Genomic DNA, 4,186 nt, shown 5'->3' with positions numbered 1-4,186 from the left:
TTTTGGTACATCGAAGGCTTTTACAACCGCCAACGGCGGCATTCGGCGATCAGTTATCAGTCGCCGGACAACTACGAGCCGCTCTTCTTCAAAAGGGCTACTTAGGGAATAATACGTGTCCGCTTTTGCGAAGACAGGTCAGTTTGGCCGATCTGCAAAGGAGTTTGGTTAAGCAAAACTTCTCTCGTCGTTAGCCGGAAAGAAGTTGTACTCGGTAAGACTCCTTTCCGGCCAAGCCGCACTCCTTTTCTGCTGAGTAAAACTCCTCTGCAAGTCGGCAGAACTCCTCTTTGGCTCGGCCAAACTCCTTGCTCATTTGCCGGGAATGGTTAGCAAAGGGCGTCTGCTGCTGGCGTTGTTTCGTTACCTACACTTCTCCATACTCCACCCTCTCCAAAAACAACCCGCACGCCGGGGCGGTCGGGCCTGCCTGTCTGCGGTCTTTGGCCGCGAGAATATTGGCGAACTGCTCGCGGCTTAATTTGCCTGCGCCGACCCAGAGCAAAGTTCCGGCCAGATTTCGCACCATGCAGCGAAGGAAGCCGTCGCCGTTGAAGCGGAAGGAAAAATGCTCAGGCCGGGCCGGATCGGCCACACATTCAGCGCGGAAGATGGTGCGCACTGCGCCCCGGCCATCGGTCTTGCTGCGGTCGCGGGTGCCGACGGCCTCAAAGCTGGAGAAGTCGTGGCTGCCGATGAGCAGTTGCAGACAGGGCTGGACGCGCTCCGGCATGAAGACGCAGGGCGCGTGGGCGCGGTAAAGGCGTTCGGCAGGCAGCTGCACTGCGCCGGTGAAGAAGTCGTAGCGGTAGGTTTTGCCGAGCGCGGAAAAGCGGGCGTGGAAGTCAGGCGCGGCTTCGGCGGCCTCAAGAATGCGCACCGCCTTGGGCAGCATGGAGTTCAGTGCCCGTTGAAAAGCCGCCGCAGGCATGGCCGCGCCAGTATGGAAGTTGGCGGTCATTCCCTCTGCATGAACGCCCGCGTCAGTGCGGCCCGCGCCGCTGACCTCCGTCGCCTCCTTGGTGATGCGGGCAAGCGCGGCCTCCAGCAGCCCCTGAATGGTCGGCCCGTTCTCCTGCTTCTGCCAGCCGCAGTAGTCTGTGCCGTCGTAGGCGAGGCGCAGAAGGATGTTGCGTTGGGTCATGGGAGCTTTGGATTGGTGGTTCTGCCTTGCTGGAAAGGCAAGCATACGGAGCGAGGCCCGGCGTGTCAAGAGGAAAGGCGGCGGGAAGGAACGTATATAAGTCCGAAAGACTTACGTGCATAAGTCCGCCTGACTTGCATATATAAGTCTTCGGGACCAACGTAGGTAAGTCCGAGGGACTTGTGTGTGTTGGTGGGAAGGGGGGATGCAGAGAGATACGGCAGCCCGGATAGAATGAAATCCGGGCTGTTTGATAAACGATGCTGCTAAACAATAGGTCATTAGCCTATCCTTCGCACCGTTTTTTCTGCTTATTTATGGCATCGACCTGGACATTGTTCAGCAGACTCAGCAGGTTCCGCTAATGTAGGTTCCGCTAATGCTACAGTGAAATTAAGCGCAAAAAAGCAGAGCAATGAAAACAGAACGATCTTCTTAGTCATGATGAACTCCTTTGGAAGGTCAGTTGGTGGGACGAACCAATATCATCCCATGATCTAAGAGATACAATACACTATGCCGCCTGCTTATATAAGGGCCTGATGCGTCAGAAACCGGAACTGTTGCGTCAGCTCCTGCCTCTTGCTTTTCTCCGCTCAACAAGGTAGAAAGGATAAGCAGGCACGGTCTTGCCGCCGGTGCGGATTGCAACATGAACGGAGCAAATGAACATGAATGCCATTGAACTAAACGCGATTGCCCGTGACGGCAGAGTGACCGTCACCATTCCAGATGCGTACCGTCAGGCATGGGATGACAAATCGGTGCGAGTGATTGTGATTGTTGACGAGGAAGCTGCGCCGCCGAAGCCGAAGGCTTCCTTGCTGGCACGGTTGCAGGAGATTAAAATCAGCGGGCCTGCGGACTTTGCGGAAAATATTGATGCCTACTTGAACGGCGAAAAAAATGCTTGAGCCTCTGTTTGTTGACACAGGGTACGTCATCGCCTTGATCAACGAGAACGACAATCATCATCGGCGTGCCTTGAGCTTGGCGGAGCGGTGCAGCGGATATCCTTTGGTGACAACCGATGCTGTTCTGCTGGAAGCGGGCAATGCTTTGTCGCGCATCGCCCGCCGCCAATGCAGCCAGCTTATTCACGCCTTTCAGGACGCTGATGAGATGACGTTAGTACACATGAACCCCGTTTTGTTCAAGCAGGCGGTAAACCTATTTGATCGGTATCAGGATAAAACGTGGGGATTAGTTGACTGCCTGTCGTTTGTGGTGATGCGGGAAATGCAGATCAGCACCGCGCTGACCTTCGATCATCATTTCGTGCAAGCTGGCTTCCGCTGCGCAGAATAGCTGCGCGTTGCAAGCGGCCTCACGGAAAAAAGGCGGCTCCTCGGATGGAGCAGTCTTCGGCAAAGCCGTTCATGAGGTTCATGTTCTGCACTGCTTGGCCGGACGCGCCCTTGGCGATGTTGTCAATCGCCGACATGACAATAACCCGCCCGGTTCTGGCATCAACTTTCACGCCGATGTCGCAGCAGTTGCTGCCGCGCACATGCTGGGTTGCGGGGAAGGTTCCGGCGGGACAGATGCGGACAAAGGCTTCGTCGTTGTAGGTGCTTTCGTATAAAGCCTGAATGTCCTGCTCACTGACCGTGCTGCTGAGGCTGGCGTAGATGGTGCTGAGGATGCCGCGTGAGATTGGCAGCAAATGCGGGGTGAAGGAGATTATCACCTTGCTTCCGGCCAGCGCGGATAGCTCCTGCTCAATCTCCGGGATGTGGCGGTGCGTGCCGCCGACCTTGTAGGCCCGGAAGCCGTCGGCCACCTCACAATAAAGAGTATCCACGCTGGCCGAGCGTCCTGCGCCGGACGTGCCTGATTTGGAGTCAATGATCAGCGTGGACGGGTCAATCAGCTTTTCGCGCAGCAGCGGGGCTAGACCAAGAATGATCGAGGTGGGATAGCAGCCGGGATTGGCGACCAGCCGAGCCTGCTTCACCTGCTCGCGGTACAGCTCTGGCAGGCCGTAGGCAGCCTCGGCGATCAGCTCCGGGCATGTGTGTGGCTGATACCATTGCTCATACACTGCCGCGTCGCGGATGCGAAAATCTGCGCTCAGGTCAACCACCTTCTTGCCAGCAGCCAGAAGCGTGGGCACAAGGGCCATCGCCGTCTTGTGCGGCACTGCGGCGAAGAAGAAATCAGCGCGGTCAACAAGCTGCTCTGGGGTCAAGTCCTCGCAGAGCAAATCCACCCGCTTGCGCAGGTTGGGAAAGACGGCGGAAAGCGGCTTGCCCGCATACTGGCGCGATGTGGCCACAGCCAGCCGGACTTCAGGATGGACGGAAAGAATGCGGGCAAGTTCAACGCCGGTGTAGCCGGATGCCCCGATGATGCCAACGTTCAGCATGATGGTTTTGCGGAAGAAATGAAAAGGGCAGGCCGGAACAGCTCAGAGGCTGCCCGGCGTGAACATCAGTTTGTTGCAGGGAAAAATACAGGATGCGGCGGGGAAAGGCAACTGGGAAGAGGCGCCTGCTTTGCCCAGCATGAGACGTGAACTTTACAAGATCGGTGTCCAGCCACAATGTAGTTGCCGCCGGAGATCATGATCCACAGTGACGTTGCCGCCAGCGACGGTGATTATCGCCAATGGCGCATAGTGATGAACCAGGCCATGCGGGGGGCCTGACCTGTCTTCGCAATAGCGGACACGTTTTATTCCCTAAGTATAGCCGCAGCGATATAATATGATCATTTTATATCGCTACAGCTATATACGCCCTGAACTCTTCAGTCGGCTTTACTTGCTGCCGTTGAGCTAATGCGAACCTATCTCAAAATAAACTAGAATAATGCCATTAAATTTGTTAAATTTTCCGCATGGAAATTACCGACAGACAATGGATAAAAATAGAGCCGGTCATCTTGCAGTTGATGTGTAAGAAAGATTCCCGTGGCCGCAAGCCGCGTGATCCGCGCGAAGTGTTGAACGGCATTTTATGGGTGCTGCGCCCCGGCGCGCCGTGGAAAGACCTGCCTGAGCGATACCCGCCGTACCAAACCTGCCACAGACGATTCCAG

6 protein-coding genes are annotated in these 4,186 nt (G+C 56.0%); 3 read left to right on the top strand and 3 right to left on the bottom strand.

The genetic code is table 11. From position 1 onward, the window contains the following. Nucleotides 1–190: 190 nt before the first annotated feature. Together ACNKIB_RS02630 and truA are read right to left on the bottom strand one after the other, a co-directional pair. On the bottom strand, nucleotides 191–316 hold the full coding sequence (locus ACNKIB_RS02630; RefSeq protein WP_417908989.1) for a hypothetical protein: 126 nt from the start codon (nucleotides 314–316) through the stop codon (nucleotides 191–193). 51 nt (nucleotides 317–367) lie between these two features. Further along, a complete protein-coding gene (gene truA, locus ACNKIB_RS02625; protein WP_417908988.1) occupies nucleotides 368–1,144 on the bottom strand; it encodes a tRNA pseudouridine(38-40) synthase TruA in 777 nt (258 codons plus the stop codon). Nucleotides 1,145–1,815: 671 nt separating this feature from the next. Between truA and ACNKIB_RS02620 the strand changes: the two genes are divergently transcribed. Together ACNKIB_RS02620 and ACNKIB_RS02615 are read left to right on the top strand one after the other, a co-directional pair. Continuing rightward, a complete protein-coding gene (locus ACNKIB_RS02620) occupies nucleotides 1,816–2,058 on the top strand; it encodes a hypothetical protein (protein ID WP_417908987.1) in 243 nt (80 codons plus the stop codon). Further along, nucleotides 2,051–2,452: a type II toxin-antitoxin system VapC family toxin gene (locus tag ACNKIB_RS02615; RefSeq protein ID WP_417908986.1), complete on the top strand. Its 402-nt coding sequence runs from the start codon at nucleotides 2,051–2,053 to the stop codon at nucleotides 2,450–2,452. Before ACNKIB_RS02620 ends, ACNKIB_RS02615 begins: the two co-directional genes overlap by 8 nt. Nucleotides 2,453–2,471: 19 nt before the next feature. On the opposite strand, the gene argC is transcribed toward ACNKIB_RS02615, so the two are convergent. Next, nucleotides 2,472–3,512, bottom strand: a complete 1,041-nt coding sequence (gene argC, locus ACNKIB_RS02610; protein WP_417908985.1) for an N-acetyl-gamma-glutamyl-phosphate reductase — start codon at nucleotides 3,510–3,512, stop codon at nucleotides 2,472–2,474. 473 nt (nucleotides 3,513–3,985) lie between these two features. Between argC and ACNKIB_RS02605 the strand changes: the two genes are divergently transcribed. Beyond that, on the top strand, nucleotides 3,986–4,186 hold a 201-nt coding region (locus ACNKIB_RS02605), incomplete at its 3' end, for a transposase (RefSeq protein WP_417908984.1).

Origin of the sequence: Candidatus Electronema sp. PJ, assembly GCF_048287395.1 — a bacterium.
Taxonomy (GTDB): Bacteria; Desulfobacterota; Desulfobulbia; order Desulfobulbales; family Desulfobulbaceae; genus Electronema.
The sequence above is the reverse complement of the archived record's forward strand: the minus strand, read 5'-3'. Positions and strand labels throughout refer to the sequence as shown.

Coding starts and splice junctions, on each gene's coding strand:
- ACNKIB_RS02630 (WP_417908989.1), bottom strand. CDS start 316: ATGAGCAAGGAGTTTGGCCGAGCCAAAGAGGAGTTCTGCCGACTTGCA.
- truA (WP_417908988.1), bottom strand. CDS start 1,144: ATGACCCAACGCAACATCCTTCTGCGCCTCGCCTACGACGGCACAGAC.
- ACNKIB_RS02620 (WP_417908987.1), top strand. CDS start 1,816: ATGAATGCCATTGAACTAAACGCGATTGCCCGTGACGGCAGAGTGACC.
- ACNKIB_RS02615 (WP_417908986.1), top strand. CDS start 2,051: ATGCTTGAGCCTCTGTTTGTTGACACAGGGTACGTCATCGCCTTGATC.
- argC (WP_417908985.1), bottom strand. CDS start 3,512: ATGCTGAACGTTGGCATCATCGGGGCATCCGGCTACACCGGCGTTGAA.